This is a genomic window from Luteimonas sp. A611 (assembly GCF_054072715.1).
The window spans coordinates 326,875-344,603 of record NZ_JBSVRP010000003.1 but is presented as its reverse complement, the minus strand read 5'-3'; the positions used below and the strand labels follow the sequence as shown (position 1 = coordinate 344,603).

Here is a 17,729-nt window from a genome sequence, read left to right as displayed (position 1 = left end):
CACATTGGAGCCATCCAGCCATGCTCAAGCCGCTCAGTCTCGCTGTCGCGACGGCGCTAGTCCTCAGCACGCTCCAGCCCGCGCACGCACAGGACGAGGGTGCCGACGCGGGCGCGGACGAATCCAGAGCCACGACTCCGGCGACGCTGGACAACGTAATCGTCACCGGCACGCGGATGCCGCGCGCGGCCGACCGCATCCCCGGCGCCGTCAGCATCATCACCAAGGAGGAAATCGGCAACTCGCTGAGCCTGACCGAGGACGCCACCGCGGTGCTGTCGCGGATGATCCCGGGCTATTCGGAATCCTCGCAGGCGCTGACCAACTCCGGCGAAACCCTGCGCGGCCGCATCGCACTGCGCCTGTTCGACGGCGTGCCGCAGACCTCGCCATTGCGCGAGACCAACCGCGCCGGCAGCTTCACCGACCTCGGCATCGTCGACCGCATCGAGGTGATCAACGGCCCATCCGCGGCCGAAGGCATCGGCGCCGCGGGCGGCATCATCAACTACATCTCCAAGCGCCCGGTGCAGGGCACCGAGGCCAGCTTGACCACGCGCTGGACGACTCAGGGTCACGGCGACAGCGACGGCTGGAAGGTCGGCATGACCGTCGGCCACGGCCAGGACGAATACGACGTGCTGATGTCGGCCTCGTTCGTCGACCGGGGCATGGCCTACGACGGCAACGGTCGCGCGATCGGCATGCGCGGTTCGGGCACGATCAACGACTCCGAGTCAAAGAACCTGTTCCTGAAGTTCGGCATGAACTTCGGTGAAGACGATATGCAGCGCCTGCAGGCCACGATCAGCCGCTTCAATCTGGTGGGCAAGGGCAACTACACCGGCACCGACGGCGACCGCGCCAACGACATCACCAACTCGGTGATCGGCGGTATCCCGGTGGGCGCGCGTCCAGAGTTCAACGACTTCGACCAGTTCCACCTGCAGTACCGTCACGACGATCTGCTCGGCGGCAGCCTGCTGGTCGACGCCTACCGCGCCGACCAGGCGATGCGCTATCCGGCAGAAGACGGCAGCGACCGCCAGGATCCGCTGATCGCACCGCTCGGCGAGTTGTGGGACCAGTCTGAGGTCAACTCCGCCAAGCGCGGCGTGCGCGCCTCCTACGCCCGTCCCGATGCGTTCGGCGTCGAGGGGCTGGAAGTGCGCGGCGGCGTGGACCGTGTCGAGGACACGACCGACCAGCGCCTGGCCCTGACCCAGCGCGTGTGGGTGCCGCCGATGGAATACAACAGCACCGCGCCGTACGCGCAGGTGTCCTACGACACCGACAAGCTGACCCTGAGCGGCGGCGTGCGCCGCGAGAGCGGCGAGCTGTCGATCGACGACTACACCACGACCTACTACAACAACCGCGTGTTCGTGCAAGGCGGGACGCTGGACTACAGCGCCGTGCTGCCCAACGTCGGCATGGTGTGGCGGTTCTCCGACCAGCTGTCGGCCTATGCGTCCTACAGCGAGGGCTTCAGCCTTCCGAACGTGGGCATCCCGCTGCGCAACATCAACACGCCCGGGCAGAGCGTCGCTGGCATCCTCGATCTGCAGGCGATCGTCGTCGAGAACAAGGAAGTGGGCCTCAACTACCGCGGCGACCGGCTGACCGCGGGCATGTCGGCCTACCGCAGCTTCTCCGAGTTCGGGGTGTCGCTGAGCACGGACCCGGTCACCGGCGACTTCATCATGAGGCGTGGACCGGTCGAGATCGACGGCATCGAACTGCTGGGCAGCTACGCCTTCACCAATGATCTGAAGGTCAATGCCATGTACTCGCGCATCCTCGGCAGGACGTGGTGGACGGCGGGCGGACCACTGACCCAACACATGGGTGCCGACGACATCAGCCCGGACAAGTTCGGCCTCAACGTGCAATGGGGCTTCGCGCCCAACGCCGAGGCGGTGCTGTCCTCGACCACCTACCGTGGCCGCTCGCTCAACACCGGTGAACACACCTCGGGGCGGGCGCTGCTCGACCTGACCGTCGGCTATGACACCCGCCGCTTCGGGCGCCTGTCCCTGGGCATCGAGAATCTCCTCGACCGCCAGTACATCCTGTTCGGATCCGAGGCGAGCAACAGCAACGACGACTGGATGGCCGGTCGTGGCCGCATGTACTCGCTGACCCACACGATCACGTTCTGATCGCAAGCCGGCGGCGGACCATGTTCCCGTTGCCACCGCGCCGGGCCGCAGCCGTCGGCCCGACGCTCCGTTTCGGCGGTGCTGCACCACATCGTCTTGCCCTCCCCTGCAGGTCGTGGTGCGGCACGCGCCTTTTACATCACGCAATGCGCCAGACGCTCCTTCGTCTTCTCCTCCTGGTCGCGCTCTGGCCCGGATGTCCCCTCGTCGCCAGCGCGACGCCAGTGCCGGACGCCTCCGACGCCTGGCTGCGCGCGACGGTGCTCGGCGCCGGCTATCCCGGTGCTCACCTGCTGGTGGCCCGCGGCGACGAGGTGCTGGTGGACCTCGCGGCCGGACATGCGGACATCGCGCGCCAACGCCCGTTGCGCGAAGACGCGATCTACCGGATCTATTCGATGACCAAGCCCGTGGTCTCGGCCGCCGTGCTGCGACTGGTGGGCGAAGGCCATGCGGGGCTGGATGATTCGCTGGCATTGCACCTGCCCGCCTTCGAAGGACTGCAGGTGCTTGAAGAGGGACGTCTGCGGGCGCCGGTGCGCGTGCCGACGATCCGCCACCTGCTCACGCACACCGCCGGTTTCGCGGTGACCGGGGCGCAGGCACTGCGCTTGCGCGAGGCGCAACGGCTGGAGGAGAGCGCCGGCCTGGCCGATCTGGTGGAACGCGCTGCGCGGGTGCCGCTGGAGCGCGATCCGGGCACGCGCTTCGTCTACGACGGGCTGGCCACCGATGTGCTGGGCCGGCTGGTGGAGGTCTGGAGCGGCCAGCCGCTGGAAGCCTATCTGCAGGCGGCATTCTTCTCCCCGCTGGGCATGCACGACACCGCGTTCTCGGTGCCGGCCGGCCAGCGTCACCGCGTGGTCGAGATCAGCCGCACCGGTGCAGATGGCCGGCTGCAGTCCGACGACAGGGCGCGTGGCCGTGTGCCCGGCGCGCCGCTGCGCCCGTATTCAAGTGCAGCCGGCGGGCTGTACGCGAGCGCCCACGACTACCTCGCGTTCGCGCGCATGCTGCTCGCGCGTGGCCGCCACGGCGATGACGTGCTGGTACCCCCGGCGCTGGTCGAGGCGATGTTCCGCGACCAGCTCGCGCCGATGGGCCTGGCCCATCCCTGGACCGGCGACACACGCGACCGCGGCTTCGGGCTGGGAATGTCGGTCCTGCTCGACCCGGCGGCGGCCAGCCGCGATGGCGCGCCCGGGCAGGCCGGGTGGAGCGGCGCGGCCTCGACCTATTTCGTCATCGACCCGGCGACCGGCGGCATCGGCCTGCTGATGCTGCAGCACCTGCCCGGCGAGTCGGACAGCGAGTTGCCGCGCGTGGCGCTGCCCTTCTACAACCACGTGCAGCAGGTGCTGGCGCGATGAACGCAATGCCCAGGACCCGGGTGCTGGTGGCCGGCTCGGCCAATCTCGACTTCGTGGTGCGCGCGCCGCGCGCGCCAGCCCCCGGCGAAACCGTGCTCGGCGGCGGACTGCAGACCTTTCCCGGCGGCAAGGGCGCCAACCAGGCTGTGGCCTGTGCGCGTGCCGGCGATGCGCCGACCACGATGCTGGTCGCGCTCGGCGACGATGCGCCCGGCGCGCGCCTGCGCGAGTCGCTGCGCGATGCCGGCGTGGCGCTGGTGGAAAAGCGCGCCGTCGGCGCCGCCAGCGGCGTGGCCTTCATCTGCATCGCCGATTCGGGCGAGAACTCGATCGTGGTCGCGCCCGGCGCCAACGACCTGCTGGCCGCCGAAGACCTGCCGCCGCTTGATGGCATCAGCCACCTGCTGCTGCAGCTGGAAACGCCGCTGGCGAGCGTGACCGCCTACGCCGAATGCGCGCGCGCGGCCGGGGTCACGGTGGTGCTCAACGCCGCGCCGGCGCGGGTGCTGTCGCCGCGACTGCTGGCGGCCATCGACATCCTCGTGGTCAACGAGGGCGAGCTGGCGATGCTGGCCGGCGACACCGCCGACCTGGAGGCTGCGCTGCGGCGCCTGCCGGTGCCCTGCGCCATCGTGACCCTGGGCAGCGCTGGCTGCGTGGCGCGCGCGGGCGCGGCGATCCTGCGCCAGCACGCGTTCGCCGTGGACGTGGTGGATACCACCGCGGCCGGCGATACATTCTGTGGCGCGCTGGTGGCCGCACTGGCGCGTGGCGATGCGCTGGCGCACGCGTTGCGCGAGGCCAGCGCGGCTTCGGCGCTGGCCTGCATCACGGCCGGCGCGCAGTCGAGCATCCCCACCAGGGCGGCGGTGCTCGCGCTGCTCGATGCGGCCGAGTGCGCACACCGGGCCGACGGGACATTCGCGGTGCTGGCCGATCACGCCACGCGGCGCGCGCCTGGCGCGGCATCGCTCGATGACATGGCGCCTGGTTGAGCGCCGCAGGTGCCGGCGACCTGTGCGCCGCACCGATGCGACGAGCGCGCCGCCATGGCGCGATGCCTGCGGGCTGGCCCGCATTCCCCTACGATCACCGGGCACACCATGACCTCTCCCTACGACATCCCCGAACACGATCCCGCCAGCGCCGACCACGGCCCGGCGCCGCTGCGCACCGAACACAAGTTCTCGCACGTCACCACCGGGCGCTACCTGCCCACCCCGGGCAAGGCGCCGGCCTGGCCGTTCGCCGACATCGGCCACTGGATGATCGACGCCAACGAAGGCGGCGCCGACTGGCTGGTCGAACTGCGCGACTGGCGTCGCGAACACCTGGTGCGCATCGGCTACGACGATGCCAACTACCGCCGCCCGGAGCTGCAGTGGGCGCAGCGCAACTTCGTGCACGCGCAGATGATGGTCGAGGACCGCCATTTCTTCGACGTCGAGACCGGGCAGTACACGGTCGACCGCTACCTCGACGATCTCGAGCAGCGTTTCGGCGGCCTGGACTCGGTGCTGATCTGGTACATCTATCCCAACATCGGCGTCGACGACCGCAACCAGTTCGACCTGGCGCACGACCTGCCCGGCGGCCTCGATGGGCTCAAGCGCGCGGTCGATGACTTCCACCGGCGCGGGGTCAAGGTGTTCCTGCCGGCCAAGCCCTGGGACCACGGCACCCGCGACCCGGACTGCACGCACTGGGACGGGCTGGCGGCGATCGTGAAGGCGGTCGGCGCGGACGGCATCAACGGCGACACCTTCAACGGCGTGCCGCGCGCGTTCTTCGACGCCTGCGAGCGGCTCGACCATCCGGTGGTGGTGCAGCCCGAGTCGACGATCAGCGCCGAGGAGCAGCTGATCTGGAACGTGCAGAGCTGGGGCAAGAAGGCGCCCGACGGCCCGGTGCCGCCGGTATCGAAGTGGAAGTGGCTCGAGCCGCGCCACATGGTCAACTACGAGAACCGCTGGGGCCGCGACCGCACCCACGACCTGCAGTACTGCTTCCTCAACGGCATCGGCTACAACGCCTGGGAAAACATCTGGGGCATCTGGAACCAGTTCACGCCGCGCAACGCCGAGGCGCTGCGCCGCATCGCCACCATCTACCGGCAGTTCCCGTCGCTGGTGGTCAGCATGGACTGGGCGCCGTACCAGCTCACCGCACAACGCAACGTGTTCATCAGCCGCTTCCCGGGCGACGGCCGCGTGCTGTGGACCTTGGCCAACCGCAACGAGTACGACGTGGACGGCGAACAGTTCGCCATCGAACACGTCGAAGGCACGCGCTACTACGACGCCTGGCACGGCCGCGCGCTGTCGCCGCGCGTGATCGACGGCCAGGCGCTGGTCGAGCTGTCGCTGGAAGCGCGCGGATTCGGCGCGGTGCTGGCGCTGGCGCCCGACGCCGATGAGGCGGGGCTCGAGGCCTTCCTCGCCACAATCGCCGCGCAGGCGCACACGCCGCTCAACGCCCATTCGGCCGCCTGGCGCCACCTGCCGCAGGCCATCGTGGACGTGGCGCCGACCGCGCCGCAGGCCGCCAAGCCCGAAGGCATGGTCACCGTGCCGGCGGGCGAGTTCCTGTTCAAGGTCGACGGCATCGAGATCGAAGGTTTCAACTGGGCCGGGGTGGACGTGCAATACCCCTGGGAGCCCACGCCGCGCCGCCACCACCACCGGCGCATGCAGCTGGCCGCGTTCCACATCGACCGCCATCCGGTGACCAACGCGCAGTTCCAGCGCTTCGTGCAGGGCAGCGGCTACGTGCCGCGCGATGCGGCCAACTTCCTGCGTCACTGGGTCGACGGCGCGCCGCGCCCGGGCTGGGAGGACAGGCCGGTGACCTGGGTCTCGCTGGAGGACGCGCGCGCCTACGCGGCCTGGGCGGGCAAGCGCCTGCCGCGCGAATGGGAATGGCAGTACGCCGCGCAGGGCGGCGACGGCCGCCTCTACCCCTGGGGTAATGACTGGAACGAGGCCTACGTGCCGCGGGTCAACCGCGGGCGTCGCCTGCTGCCGCCCGACAAGGTGGGGCAGAACCCGCAGGGCGCCTCGCCGTTTGGCGTCGAGGACCTGGTCGGCCATGTCTGGCAGTGGACCGACGAGTTCGTCGACGAGCACACCCGCGCGGCGATCCTGCGCGGCGGCAGCAGCTACCAGCCGCAGACCTCGCACTGGTACTTCCCGCAGGCCTACCGGCTCGACCAGCACGGCAAGTACCTGCTGATGGCGCCGTGCAAGGATCGCTCCGGCACGGTCGGCTTCCGCTGCGTGGTCGACGCGGAGCCGGCCCGTGACTGAGCGCGGCGCGCAGGCGCAGCACTTCGCGCGGCCCGGGCAGGTGCAGCTTGAGGGCGTGCTGGGCGAGGCGCTGGACGCCAACCGGCGCGGCCGGCTGTCGCACTTCATCACCGGCCCGGACAGCCCGGCGATCGCGATCTTCGATCCGCCGCAGCGCGAGCACAACGAGGAAGGCGACTGGTACGGCGAGCACGCCGGCAAGTGGCTGGCGGCCGCGGCCAAGGCCGCCGCGCGCAGCGACGATGCCGCGCTGCGCGAGCGCGTGCTGGCGGTGGCCGACCATCTGGCCGACGTGCAGGCCGACGATGGCTACCTCGGCAACTACGCGCCGCAGCGCCGCTTCATGGTGCCGCAACCGCCCAAGCCGGAAAGCTGGAACGGCGAGCCGGCGCTGCGCACCTGGGACATCTGGACCCACAGCTACCTGCTGCTGGGCCTGGTGGAGGTGTATCGCTGCTTCGGACAGGCGCGCCACCTCGAGGCCGCGCAGCGCATCGCCGACCTGTGCTGGCGCAGCTTCTGCGAAGGCGGACTGGACATCACCAGCGTCGGCAACCACCACGGCATGTCGGCCACGGTGCTGCTCGACCCGGCCGCCGAGCTGCACCTGCTGACCGGCGAGCAGCGCTACCTGGAGCTCGCCGAGCGGGTGCTGGCGCAGGCCAATGCCAACCCCCGGCTGGCCCTGCTGGAGCGCGCGCAGTCGGGCGCCGATCCCTCCGAGATCGCCACCGGCAAGGCCTACCAGCTGTGCTGGAACCTGGTCGGCCTGGCGCGGCTGCACCGTGCCACCGGCCGCGCCGACTACCGCGAGGCGGTCGACCGCCAGTGGCAGGCGATCCGCGACCACCACCTCAGCCTGGGCGGCGGGCCGTTCGGCGGCATCGGCCACCGCTCGCGCGAGGTGTTCAACCCGGCCGGCGTGTTCGACCCGGAGGCCTACGTCGAGACCTGCTCGGTGCTGGCCTGGATCCAGCTCAACCGCGAGCTGCTGGCGATCACCGGCCAGGCGCGCTACGCCGAGGAGATCGAGCGCAGCGCCTACAACGATCTGATCGGCGCGCAGGCGCCCGACGGCGAGGACTGGGTCTACTACTCGTTCGCCAACGGCCGCCGCATCCACACCAACTACTGGCGCTGCTGCAAGTCCAGCGGCGCGATGGCGCTGGAGGAACTGCCGGCGATCGCCTGGGCCGTGGATGCCCAAGGCGTGGTGGTCAACCTGCTGGGACCGGGCGAGGCGCAGCTGGCGCTGCCCGGCGGCGGCAGCGCCAGGCTGCACCAGCGCACCGGTTATCCCTTCGCCGGCACGGTCCGCATCGAAGTCGAACCCGACGCACCGACGCGCTTCCGCCTGCGCCTGCGGGTACCGGCGTGGGCCGACGGCGCGACCCTGGCAGTCGGCGGCGAGCTGGCCGTCGTCGTGGCCGCTGGCGAGTACGCCGACGTCGAGCGCGAGTGGTCGCCCGGTGATGCGCTCGTGCTCAAGCTGCCGATGCGTCCGCGCGTGCACCGGCGCGTGCACCGCAACGTGCAGGAATCGCGCGCGCCCGACGGCTCGCTGGTGCGCCAGCAGGTGGTGCACAACGCCTGGCTGGCGCTGTCGCGCGGTCCGCTGGCCTATGCCACCGGGCTGATCGACGGCTACAAGCCGCGCGAGACCGTGCGCCTGCCCGATGACGACGCCGCGCTGCGCATCGAGGAACTGGCGCCAGCCGAAGGTGCACCGGGCACCCGCCTGCGCCTGCTTTTCGACGACCGCGCGCCGCTCGACTTCGAGCCCTGGTACGCCGTCGACGAGCGCCGCGACCGCAGCTGGCGCCTGACCTGGCTGCACCTGGCGCCGTCGCCCGAGGGGCGCGCCGAGGACGATTGCGGCGCGCTGTGAACATGGCGCCCGCGCTCAAGCAAGATTCCCTGTGCGCTGAAGATAGGCGCCCGCGCTGTCCCGTTGCCGGACCATCGGCAAGACTTGCGAACCCCCGACCATGGACGACCCGCTGGAGGCCCCGTTGAGTCCTGTCTTCCACCCCGACCGCCAGGGCGATGCCGGCCCGCTGGCCGGCGTGCGCGTACTCGACCTGAGCGCCTACATCGCCGGCCCCTACGGCTGCACGCTGCTGGCCGACCAGGGCGCGGACGTGATCAAGATCGAGCCGCCCGGCGGCGACAACCTGCGCAACTACCCGTCCACGCTTGATGCCGAGAGCCGCGCCTTCCTCGGCGTCAACCGCAGCAAGCGCGGCGCAGTGCTGGACCTCAAGCGCGACGACGAGCGCGCCGTGCTCTACCGCCTGCTGCGCGAGGCCGACGTGCTGGTGCACAACTTCCGCCCGGGCGTGCCCGAGCGGCTGGGCATCGGCTACGCAACGCTGTCGGCACTGCACCCGCGGCTGGTGTACTGCGCGGTCACCGGCTACGGCGAGAGCGGGCCGCTGAAGGACAAGGCCGGCTACGACCAGGTGCTGCAGACCATGACCGGCATGTGCGCCATGCAGGGCAAGCGCGGTGGCCCGCCGGAGCTGATCTACGGCTCGGTGGTGGACTACTACGCGGCCGCGCTGCTGGCCGCCGGCGTGTCCTCGGCGCTGTACGAGCGCGAGCGCAGCGGGCAGGGCCAGTACGTGGGCGTGTCGCTGTTGCGCAGCGCACTGACCATGCAGTCCGCGCGCATGGTCTGGGCGCAGGGCGAGGACCACGACATCAGCCGCGACATGCGCTCGGGCGGCGTGACCGGCATCCATCCCACCCGCGATGGCTTCCTCTACATTTCGGCCAACACGCCGCGCTTCTGGCGCGCGCTGTGCGCGAAGACCGGCCTGGACGCGCTGGCCGACGACCCGCGCCTGGACAGCGTGCGCAAGCGCGCCCGGCATGCGGACGAGATCCTGCCGCAGCTGCACCAGGCGCTGCAGGCGCACACGGCGCTGCAATGGGAGGAGATCTTCGGCGAGGAGGTGCCGTGTGCGGCGGCGCGCCAGGTCGAAGACATGTTCGACCATCCGCAAGTGCTGGCCGAAGGCATGATCGCGGAGATCCCGCATCCGGTCCTGGGCAGCTACCGCGGCGTGGCGCAGCCGATCCGCTTCGGCCGCACGCCGGGCCCCGAGCCGTTCGCCGCGCCTACCCTGGGCCAGCACACCGGCGAGATCGCGGCCGCGGCCGGCGAGGGCGGCGACAGCGACACCTGAGCTGGAGCGGCGCGCCGGACCCTGCCGCCGGCTCGCACCGCAGCGCACCATGCGCGGCCGCTGCCTTGCCTGCCGGCAGTTGCCTGCGGGCGGCGCTATCATCCCCGGCTCCGGCGCATGTCCCGCCCATCGCACAGGAACACATCGATTGTGACCATCAATCCGCAGCAACGTGACCGCATCGCTTCCGGCAAGGGTTTCATCGCCGCGCTCGACCAGAGCGGGGGCAGCACGCCCAAGGCGCTCAAGCTCTACGGCGTCGAGGAATCGGCCTATTCCAACGAGCAGGAGATGTTCGAGCAGGTGCACGCGATGCGCGCGCGCATCGTCACCAGCCCGGCCTTCAGCGGCGAACGCGTACTCGGTGCGATCCTGTTCGAGCGCACCATGGACGATGATTTCGGCGGCAAGAACGCGGTCGCCTACCTGTGGGAAGACAAGGGCGTGGTGCCGTTCCTGAAGATCGACAAGGGCCTGGCCGACGAGGCCGACGGCGTGCAGAAGATGAAGCCGATCCCGGGCCTGGACGACCTGCTGGCGCGCGCGAAGGCGCGCGGCGTGTTCGGCACCAAGGAGCGCTCGGTGATCAAGGCCAACAACGCCAAGGGCATCGCCGAGGTGCTCGACCAGCAGTTCGAGCTGGGCCGTCAGGTGCTGGACGCGGGCCTGGTGCCGATCATCGAGCCGGAGGTCGACATCAACGCCGCCGACAAGCAGGCGATCGAGGTCGAGCTCAGGCAGGGCCTGCTCGCGCGCCTGGACAAGCTCGATCCATCGTCGCCGGTGATGCTCAAGCTGACCCTGCCCGACGTGGACGGCTACTTCCAGGCGCTGGTCGAGCATCCGGCGGTGCTCAAGGTGGTGGCGCTGTCGGGCGGCTACAGCCGCGACGACGCCAACGCCAGGCTGGCCAGGAACCCGGGCGTGATCGCCAGCTTCAGCCGCGCCCTGACCGAAGGCCTGAGCGCGCAGCAGGATGATGGCGCGTACAACCAGGCGCTTGATGCCTCGATCGGGTCGATCTACCGCGCGTCGATCGCCTGAGGGGATCTAGGTCCGGCCCGGCGCCATGCGCCGCGCCGGGCTCCAGCCTCTTCGCGGGGACGCACCGATGCCCATCCACCCCGATACCACCGCCCTGCTCGTCATCGACCTGCAGCCGGACTTCATGCCCGGCGGCGCGCTGCCGTGCCACGAAGGCGACGCGGTGGTGCCGGGCGTCGCCGCCCTGGTTGCCTCGCGCGCCTACCGCACCGTGGTCGCGACCCAGGACTGGCACCCGCCCGGCCACGCCTCGTTTGCCTCCAGCCACGCCGGCCGCGACCCGTTCGAGACGATCGAACTGCACGGCCACCCGCAGATGCTGTGGCCCGACCACTGCGTGCAGGGCACGCCGGGCGCCGCGCTCGACCCTCGCGTGGATTGGCACCTGGCCGACCTGATCCTGCGCAAGGGCACCCGGGGGCAGGTCGATTCCTACAGTGCCTTCCGCGAGAACATCGGCCCCGACGGCATGCGCCCGCTGACCGGCCTGGCCGGCTGGCTGCGCGAGCGCGGCATCGCCGAAGTGCACCTGTGCGGCCTGGCGCGTGACTACTGCGTGCTGTGGTCGGCGCAGGACGCGGTGGCCGCGGGCTTGCGCGCCTGCGTGCTGTGGAATCTCACCCGGCCGGTGACCCCGGACAGCGACGCGCCCACGCGCGCGGCGCTGCAGGCAGCGGGAGTGGCGCTGGAGGCGTGAGGTTCCCGGGCAGGCGAGAGCGACGGGTCTGACCCGCAGGTGATGTGGATCGATGCGCCCTGTCCCCGGACTGTCATCCCGAGCGCAGCGAGGGATCTTCCATCCGACTCGCTGAAGAAGAGATCCCTCGCTGCGCTCGGGATGACAGTCGTTGCGTATCCGGTGGGCCCTGCGGAGGCGCCTGCCGGCGCCTCAGCGGAACACCACCGTCCGGTGCCCGTTGAGCAGGATCCGGTGCTCCACGTGCAGCCGCACCGCGCGCGCCAGCACCCGCGACTCGACGTCGCTGCCGATGCGGATCAGCGCGGCCGGGGTCATCGCGTGGTCCACGTGCGCCACGTCCTGATCGACGATCGGGCCCTCGTCGAGGTCCGGCGTCACGTAGTGCGCGGTCGCGCCGATGATCTTGACCCCGCGCGCGTGCGCCTGGTGGTAGGGTTGCGCGCCCTTGAAGCTGGGCAGGAAGCTGTGGTGGATGTTGATCGCGCGCCCGGCCAGTGCCGCGCACAGCGCCGGCGAGAGGATCTGCATGTAGCGCGCCAGCACCACCAGGTCGATGCGCTCGCGCTCCACCAGCTCCAGGACCTGCTGTTCCTGCGCCTCGCGCGTCGCCGCGTCGACCGGGAAGTGGTGGAAGGGCACGCCGTAGGACCCGGCCAGCTGTGCATAGTCCGGATGGTTGGAGGCCACTGCGACGATGTCCGCGCGCAGCTGCCGGCTGTGGGTGCGGAACAGCAGGTCGTTGAGGCAGTGGCCCTGCCGGCTCACCAGCACCAGCAGGCGCGCGCGGCGGCGCACGTCGTGCATGTCCCAGGCCATCGCATGGGCGGCGGCCAGCGGTTCGAAGGCCGCGCGCACGATATCGATGTCGCTGGCGGCCGGCACGTCGAAGTGCACGCGCAGGAAGAACCGCCCCGACTCGGCGTCACCGTACTGCTGTGCGTCGAGGATGTTGCAGCCGTGCTCGAACAGCAGCCCCGACACGCGATGGACGATGCCGGTGCGGTCGGGACAGGACAGGACGAGGACGTGGTCGCGGGGCATGGGATTGCCGGCACGGCAGGACAGGCGCGCGACTATGTCACACGCCGTGGCGTCGCACGAAACACCGTTTCCCCCGCAACGACCACGGCCACGCAGCCCGGGTACGCGCAGTGCACCCGGAACCGGCAGGCGCGCTCGCTACAGGCACGAATCCACCGCCTCTTCCAGCTGCGCCGGCGACCGGAAGCCAGCCAGCCGCGCCACTTCGGCGCCATCGCGGAACAGCGAGAGCGTCGGCGTCTGCCGCAGGCCCAGCCCGCGGAAGAATTCCTCGCCCACGTCTTCCAGTTTCACCTTGAGCAGGACCAGATCGCTGGCCGCGGCCTGGTCGGCGAACTTGCGCAGCGACATGTCCAGCATCCTGCAGCCGGGGCAGTCGTGCTTGCCGTAGTCCACAAGCAGGCGTGGATGCGCCTTGATGGCGGCGTGGTAGTCGTCAGGCGATGGCGCGTGCAGGGTCCGCATGTCGTGGGTTCTCGATGCAATTTAGGATGTGATCGGCCCATCGCCGGATCCGGGTCGCGTCGCGTTCGCCATGTGGCATCTGCTCGATCTCCAGACGCGGGAACGACGAATCGAAGAAGTGGGCGATGCGCCGCACCGCGCCGCAGTAATACTCCTCGCCCCACTGCGTCTCGCCGGTACCGAATACCGCCAGCTGCGCCGGCTTGCCCACCGCCTCCACCAGTGCGGCGATGAAGCGCTTCATCGCCGCCGGCGTGCGGCCCGCGTTGTCGGACCAGGCGCCGAGCAGGTAGAGGTCGTGGTGCGGGTCGGGACCGGCCGCGGCCAGCCCGGCGATATCGGTCTCGACCCAGCTCACCGCATGCCCGCGCTGCTCGCAGCGCGCGCGCACCATGCGCGCGACGTCGCGCGTGTTGCCGCTGAGCGAGGTGAAGGCGATCAGGATGCGCATGGCGTAAAGGCGGCTGCCCCGCCCCCTGTAGGAGCGGCTTCAGCCGCGAGCATCAGGGAGGCGCGGCGCCGGATCGGGAGATCGCGGCTGAAGCCGCTCCTACAGGGCAAGATGGCATCACGGGTCGTCCAGTCGCGCGACGGGAGCACCACGACCGGCCTCACAGATCGTCAAATCCGTTGTCCACGTTGGTCTTCTTGTACGACGCATTGCGCATCTCGAAGAAGTCGGTCTTGGTCTCGGTGAAATTGTCGGCGTAGGCCTTGATCCACGGCATCACGTTGTCGGTGGTGTCCGGGTACATCGACTCGATGCCGAGCATGCCGGCCATCTTGTTGGCGCGGTACTTCACGTAGCGGATCATCTCGTCCACGTCGATGCCGTCGATGCCGTCGAGCACCTCGCCGGTCCACTGCGTCTCCAGCTCGATCGCGTGGGCGAAGGCGGTGTGCACGTAGTCGGTCAGCTCGTGGGTCTGCAGCTGCGGGTTCTCGCCGACGATGGCGCGGATCACCTCGCTGATGAACTTGGTGTGGGCCAGCTCGTCGCGGTTGATGAAGCTGATGATCTTGCCGGTGCCGGCCATCCGGTTCTGGCGCACCAGGTTGTAGAAATAGGCGAAGCCGGAATAGAAGTTGATGCCCTCCAGGATCGAGGACTGGACCAGCGCGCGCAGCAGGGTCTCGGCGGTCTTTTCCCGCATGAAGTCGTCGTACGAGGCCATGATCGGCGCGTTGCGCGCGATGATTGTCGGATGCGTCCGTGCGAGCTCGAACACCCGGTTCTGGTTGGCCAGGTCGGTGATCGAGGCCAGCACGTAGCTGTAGCTTTCGTTGTGGATCACTTCCTGCTGGCCGATGATCGCGGCGTTGGCGTGCGCGGCCGGGTCGGTGATGTACTCGGCGACGTTGTAGATGAAGCGTGTCTGCGGCGAGTCGAGCGTGGCCAGCAGGCCGATGATCGAGTCGTAAGCGTTCTTCTCGCGCGCCGACAGCTCCCCGTACTGGCGCGCGTCGCTCTTCATGTCGACCTCGTCCGGAATCCAGAAGTTGGTCGAGAGCTCCTTGTAGGCGCGGTAGAACGACGGATAAGGAATGTCGTTCCAATTGAGGATGCCGGAGGTCTTGCCGTTGATGATCCCGGTGGAACGGTTGGGATGGCGTGGCTCGAGGATGCGGATGCGCTCGAGTGGCGTGGAGGTGCGGGGGGCTGCTGTGGACATGGTGCTATCTCGTCGGTTGTTGTTGCTCCCTCCCCCGCTTGCGGGGGAGGGTTGGGGTGGGGGCGAGCCGGTCGCTTCGAATGCCCCCAATCCGCCTTCGGCACCTTCCCCCGCAAGCGGGGGAAGGGAGATCAGCGCGTCAGCTCGAACACCATTCGCATTCGGTAATGTCGATATCGTTCGAACGCACGTAGTAGGTGGTTTTCAGCCCTTCGCGCCAGGCGCTCATGTGCAGCTCGAGCAGGGTGCTGGCGCGGATGGTCGAGGGCACGTACAGGTTGAAGCTGATCGCCTGGTCGACATGCCGCTGGCGGCGCGCGTTCTGGCGCACGCTGGCGAACTGGTCGAGCTTGTACGCGCCCTTCTCGTAGTACGGCCAGGTCTCCAGCGACAGGCCCGGTGCGGCGACCGGACGCCGGTAGTCCTTCTTCTCCTCGTAGTAGAACGCGGAGTAGATCGGGTCGATCGAGGCGGTGGAGCCGGCGATCTGCGCGGTCGACATGTTCGGCGCGACCGCCAGCAGCCAGCCGTTGCGCAGCCCGTTCACGCCGACCTGCGCGGCCAGGTCCAGCCACTGCGGACTGTGGTAGCCGCGGTCGCGGAAGTAGGCGCCGGTGTGCCAGTCGCTGCCGGTGAACACCGGGTAGGTGCCCTTCTCCTTCGCCAGCGCCATGCTGGCCTGGATGGTCAGGTAGTTGATCCGCTCGTAGAGCGTGTCGCTGAAGTCCTCGGCCGCGGGTTCGTTCCAGTGGATGCCCTTGCGCGCCAGCAGGTGGTGCCAGCCGAAGGTGCCCAGGCCGATCGCGCGGTACTTGCGGTTGGTGATCGTGGCCTGCGGCACCGGCAACGCGTTGAGGTCGATCACGTTGTCGAGCATGCGCACCTGGATCGGGACCAGGCGTTCGAGCACGTCGGTGATCAGGTCGCCCTGGTCTTCGGCCGGCAGCACGGCGCGCCCGAGGTTGATCGAGGACAGGTTGCAGACCACGAAGTCGCCGGCCTGACGCGTGGTCACGATCTGGTTGCCGGAAATGATCTCCTGCATGAGCCGGGTCGCGCTCATGTTCTGCAGGATCTCGGTGCACAGGTTGGACGAGTACACCATGCCCGCATGCTTGTTCGGGTTCTTCCGGTTGACCTCGTCGCGGTAGAACATGAACGGGTTGCCGGTCTCCAGCTGCGACACCATGATCCGCTTGAACAGGTCGATCGCCTTGACCGTCCTGCGGCCGATGCGCTCGTCGTTGACCACCTCCTCGTACTTCTGCCGGAAGCTGCCCTCGCCCCTCGATTCGTCGTAGAAGTCCTGCAGGTACCAGCCCCTGAGCCGCTTCACCTCGTGCGGGTCGAACAGGTACCAGTCGCCGCGGCGTTCCACCGCCTCCATGAACAGGTCGGGGATGCAGACCGAGGTGAACACGTCGTGCGCGCGCAGGCGCTGGTCGCCGTTGTTGAGGCGCAGGTCGAGGAAGGCCTCGATATCGCGGTGCCAGATGTCGAGGTACACCGCGACCGCGCCCTTGCGCTGGCCCAGCTGGTCCACCGATACGGCGGTGTTGTTGAGCTGCTTGATCCACGGCACCACGCCGCCGGACGAATTGGGCACGCCGCGGATCGCCGATCCCGACGAGCGCACGAAGCCCATGTAGGCGCCGACGCCACCACCGCCCTTGGACACGCGCGCGATGTCGGTATTGGAATCGAAGATGCCCTGCAGCGAATCGTCCACCGTGTCGATGAAGCAGCTCGACAGCTGCCCGCCCACCTTGCCCGCGTTCTGCAGCGTCGGCGTGGCCACGGTCATGTACAGGTTCGACAGCGCCCAGTAGGCCTCGCCCACCAGCTGCATGCGCCGCCCGCGCGGCCGCTCGTCCTGCATCAGGTACAGCGCGATGGTCAGCCAGCGCTCCTGCGGCAGTTCGTACACGTTGCGCGCGTGATCGGTGGCCAGGTAGCGCGTGGCCAGCAGGTACAGGCCGTTGTAGGCCAGTAGCCTGTCGCGCCCGGGATCGATCATCTTGCCGGCCTCGATCAACTCTTCCTTGGAGTAGGCGCGCAGGATGTCGTTGGAATAGATGTTGCGGTCGGCCAGCGATTCCTGCAGGCCGACATAGGAGCCGTACTTCTGTTCGACGTCGTAGAAGCGGTTGCGGCCGGCGCGCTTGTACAGGCGATGCAGGTACAGGCGTGCGGCGAACATCTCCCATTCCGGTGCGGCCACGTCGACGCGTGCCTCGGCCTCGCGGATCAGGTGGTCGACCAGATCGTCGGCGTTCACCGCGTCCTTGCGCTCGACGAAGCCCAGCACGCTGCGCTTGTAGTCGGCGATGTCCAGCTGCGGGAACTCGGCGTGGACGCGGTCGATGGCGCGCTCCAGGCGGGCGCGGTCGAAGGGGATGCGGCGGTTGCCGGCTTCCTTGGTGATCCAGGTGGATGCCGCGACGGCGACGGCCGCGGTGTCGGCGCGGCCCGGATCGGCGCCGGGCGCGGGCACGATGTCGTCGCGCGCGTCCGCAATGTCGTGGTCACGGCCCGGCGAGGGCGCGTCGGAGCCGGTGGCGCCGGCGCGCGTTGCGACCGCGATGTCGCCGCGGGTGTCGTGGTGTTGGCTCATGCGTCCTCCATGCGTGGCGCACGGCCGGCCTGTCCCTCGCAGGCGAGCGTGGCGTTGGAGGCAGGGTGGACAGGCGGCGTCGCAGAATCCGGGACTGCGCATGGCGCGGCCCGAACTGCTCCACCAGCCATCTCCCCCCGGAGATTCCGCGGCCGGCACCGCGC

General features: G+C 69.5%; 13 protein-coding genes. 8 read left to right on the top strand and 5 right to left on the bottom strand.

From position 1 onward, the window contains the following. The first annotated feature begins 20 nt into the window (after positions 1–20). The 8 genes from ACW5EG_RS14705 to ACW5EG_RS14670 all read left to right on the top strand — a co-directional run bounded on the left by ACW5EG_RS14705 (position 21) and on the right by ACW5EG_RS14670 (position 11,769). Complete coding sequence (locus ACW5EG_RS14705) at positions 21–2,162, top strand: TonB-dependent receptor (RefSeq protein WP_457019175.1); 2,142 nt, start codon at positions 21–23, stop codon at positions 2,160–2,162. Between the two features lie 224 nt (positions 2,163–2,386). Continuing rightward, a complete protein-coding gene (locus ACW5EG_RS14700) occupies positions 2,387–3,532 on the top strand; it encodes a serine hydrolase domain-containing protein (protein ID WP_457019174.1) in 1,146 nt (381 codons plus the stop codon). Next, positions 3,529–4,527: a ribokinase gene (locus ACW5EG_RS14695; RefSeq protein WP_457019173.1), complete on the top strand. Its 999-nt coding sequence runs from the start codon at positions 3,529–3,531 to the stop codon at positions 4,525–4,527. The genes ACW5EG_RS14700 and ACW5EG_RS14695 overlap by 4 nt, the downstream gene beginning before the upstream one ends. Positions 4,528–4,635: 108 nt before the next feature. Next, positions 4,636–6,837 carry a formylglycine-generating enzyme family protein gene (locus tag ACW5EG_RS14690; RefSeq protein ID WP_457019172.1) on the top strand — a complete coding sequence of 734 codons (2,202 nt, stop codon included), beginning with the start codon at positions 4,636–4,638 and terminating at the stop codon, positions 6,835–6,837. Further along, a complete protein-coding gene (locus ACW5EG_RS14685) occupies positions 6,830–8,725 on the top strand; it encodes a glycoside hydrolase family 127 protein (protein WP_457019171.1) in 1,896 nt (631 codons plus the stop codon). The genes ACW5EG_RS14690 and ACW5EG_RS14685 overlap by 8 nt, the downstream gene beginning before the upstream one ends. A gap of 124 nt (positions 8,726–8,849) precedes the next feature. Next, on the top strand, positions 8,850–10,028 hold the full coding sequence (locus tag ACW5EG_RS14680; RefSeq protein ID WP_457022097.1) for a CaiB/BaiF CoA transferase family protein: 1,179 nt from the start codon (positions 8,850–8,852) through the stop codon (positions 10,026–10,028). A 150-nt stretch (positions 10,029–10,178) separates the two neighbouring features. Then, positions 10,179–11,072 (top strand): fructose bisphosphate aldolase, encoded by an 894-nt coding sequence (locus ACW5EG_RS14675; RefSeq protein ID WP_457019168.1) that lies wholly within the window; start codon positions 10,179–10,181, stop codon positions 11,070–11,072. Between the two features lie 67 nt (positions 11,073–11,139). After that, positions 11,140–11,769, top strand: coding sequence for a nicotinamidase (locus ACW5EG_RS14670; RefSeq protein WP_457019166.1), 630 nt, complete (start codon positions 11,140–11,142; stop codon positions 11,767–11,769). A 192-nt stretch (positions 11,770–11,961) separates the two neighbouring features. Here the strand turns inward: ACW5EG_RS14670 and purU are convergent, their stop codons facing one another. The 5 genes from purU to ACW5EG_RS14645 form a co-directional block, all read right to left on the bottom strand. Beyond that, positions 11,962–12,813: a formyltetrahydrofolate deformylase gene (gene purU / locus ACW5EG_RS14665; RefSeq protein WP_457019165.1), complete on the bottom strand. Its 852-nt coding sequence runs from the start codon at positions 12,811–12,813 to the stop codon at positions 11,962–11,964. Between the two features lie 138 nt (positions 12,814–12,951). Beyond that, the gene (locus ACW5EG_RS14660) at positions 12,952–13,278 is read right to left on the bottom strand and encodes a thioredoxin family protein (protein WP_457019164.1); all 327 of its coding nucleotides are present in this window, start codon (positions 13,276–13,278) and stop codon (positions 12,952–12,954) included. Continuing rightward, on the bottom strand, positions 13,250–13,729 hold the full coding sequence (locus tag ACW5EG_RS14655; RefSeq protein WP_457019163.1) for a flavodoxin: 480 nt from the start codon (positions 13,727–13,729) through the stop codon (positions 13,250–13,252). The genes ACW5EG_RS14660 and ACW5EG_RS14655 overlap by 29 nt, the downstream gene beginning before the upstream one ends. Before the next feature lie 160 nt (positions 13,730–13,889). Beyond that, a complete protein-coding gene (locus ACW5EG_RS14650; RefSeq protein ID WP_457019162.1) occupies positions 13,890–14,951 on the bottom strand; it encodes a ribonucleotide-diphosphate reductase subunit beta in 1,062 nt (353 codons plus the stop codon). A gap of 139 nt (positions 14,952–15,090) precedes the next feature. Next, positions 15,091–17,565 carry a ribonucleoside-diphosphate reductase subunit alpha gene (locus ACW5EG_RS14645; RefSeq protein WP_457019160.1) on the bottom strand — a complete coding sequence of 825 codons (2,475 nt, stop codon included), beginning with the start codon at positions 17,563–17,565 and terminating at the stop codon, positions 15,091–15,093. Positions 17,566–17,729 lie beyond the last annotated feature (164 nt).

What these genes read in the sequence shown, in the direction of transcription:
- ACW5EG_RS14655 (WP_457019163.1), bottom strand. Translation starts at nt 13,729, where the DNA reads ATGCGCATCCTGATCGCCTTCACCTCGCTCAGCGGCAACACGCGCGAC.
- ACW5EG_RS14690 (WP_457019172.1), top strand. Translation starts at nt 4,636, where the DNA reads ATGACCTCTCCCTACGACATCCCCGAACACGATCCCGCCAGCGCCGAC.
- ACW5EG_RS14670 (WP_457019166.1), top strand. Translation starts at nt 11,140, where the DNA reads ATGCCCATCCACCCCGATACCACCGCCCTGCTCGTCATCGACCTGCAG.
- ACW5EG_RS14645 (WP_457019160.1), bottom strand. Translation starts at nt 17,565, where the DNA reads ATGAGCCAACACCACGACACCCGCGGCGACATCGCGGTCGCAACGCGC.
- ACW5EG_RS14705 (WP_457019175.1), top strand. Translation starts at nt 21, where the DNA reads ATGCTCAAGCCGCTCAGTCTCGCTGTCGCGACGGCGCTAGTCCTCAGC.
- ACW5EG_RS14660 (WP_457019164.1), bottom strand. Translation starts at nt 13,278, where the DNA reads ATGCGGACCCTGCACGCGCCATCGCCTGACGACTACCACGCCGCCATC.
- ACW5EG_RS14650 (WP_457019162.1), bottom strand. Translation starts at nt 14,951, where the DNA reads ATGTCCACAGCAGCCCCCCGCACCTCCACGCCACTCGAGCGCATCCGC.
- ACW5EG_RS14695 (WP_457019173.1), top strand. Translation starts at nt 3,529, where the DNA reads ATGAACGCAATGCCCAGGACCCGGGTGCTGGTGGCCGGCTCGGCCAAT.
- purU (WP_457019165.1), bottom strand. Translation starts at nt 12,813, where the DNA reads ATGCCCCGCGACCACGTCCTCGTCCTGTCCTGTCCCGACCGCACCGGC.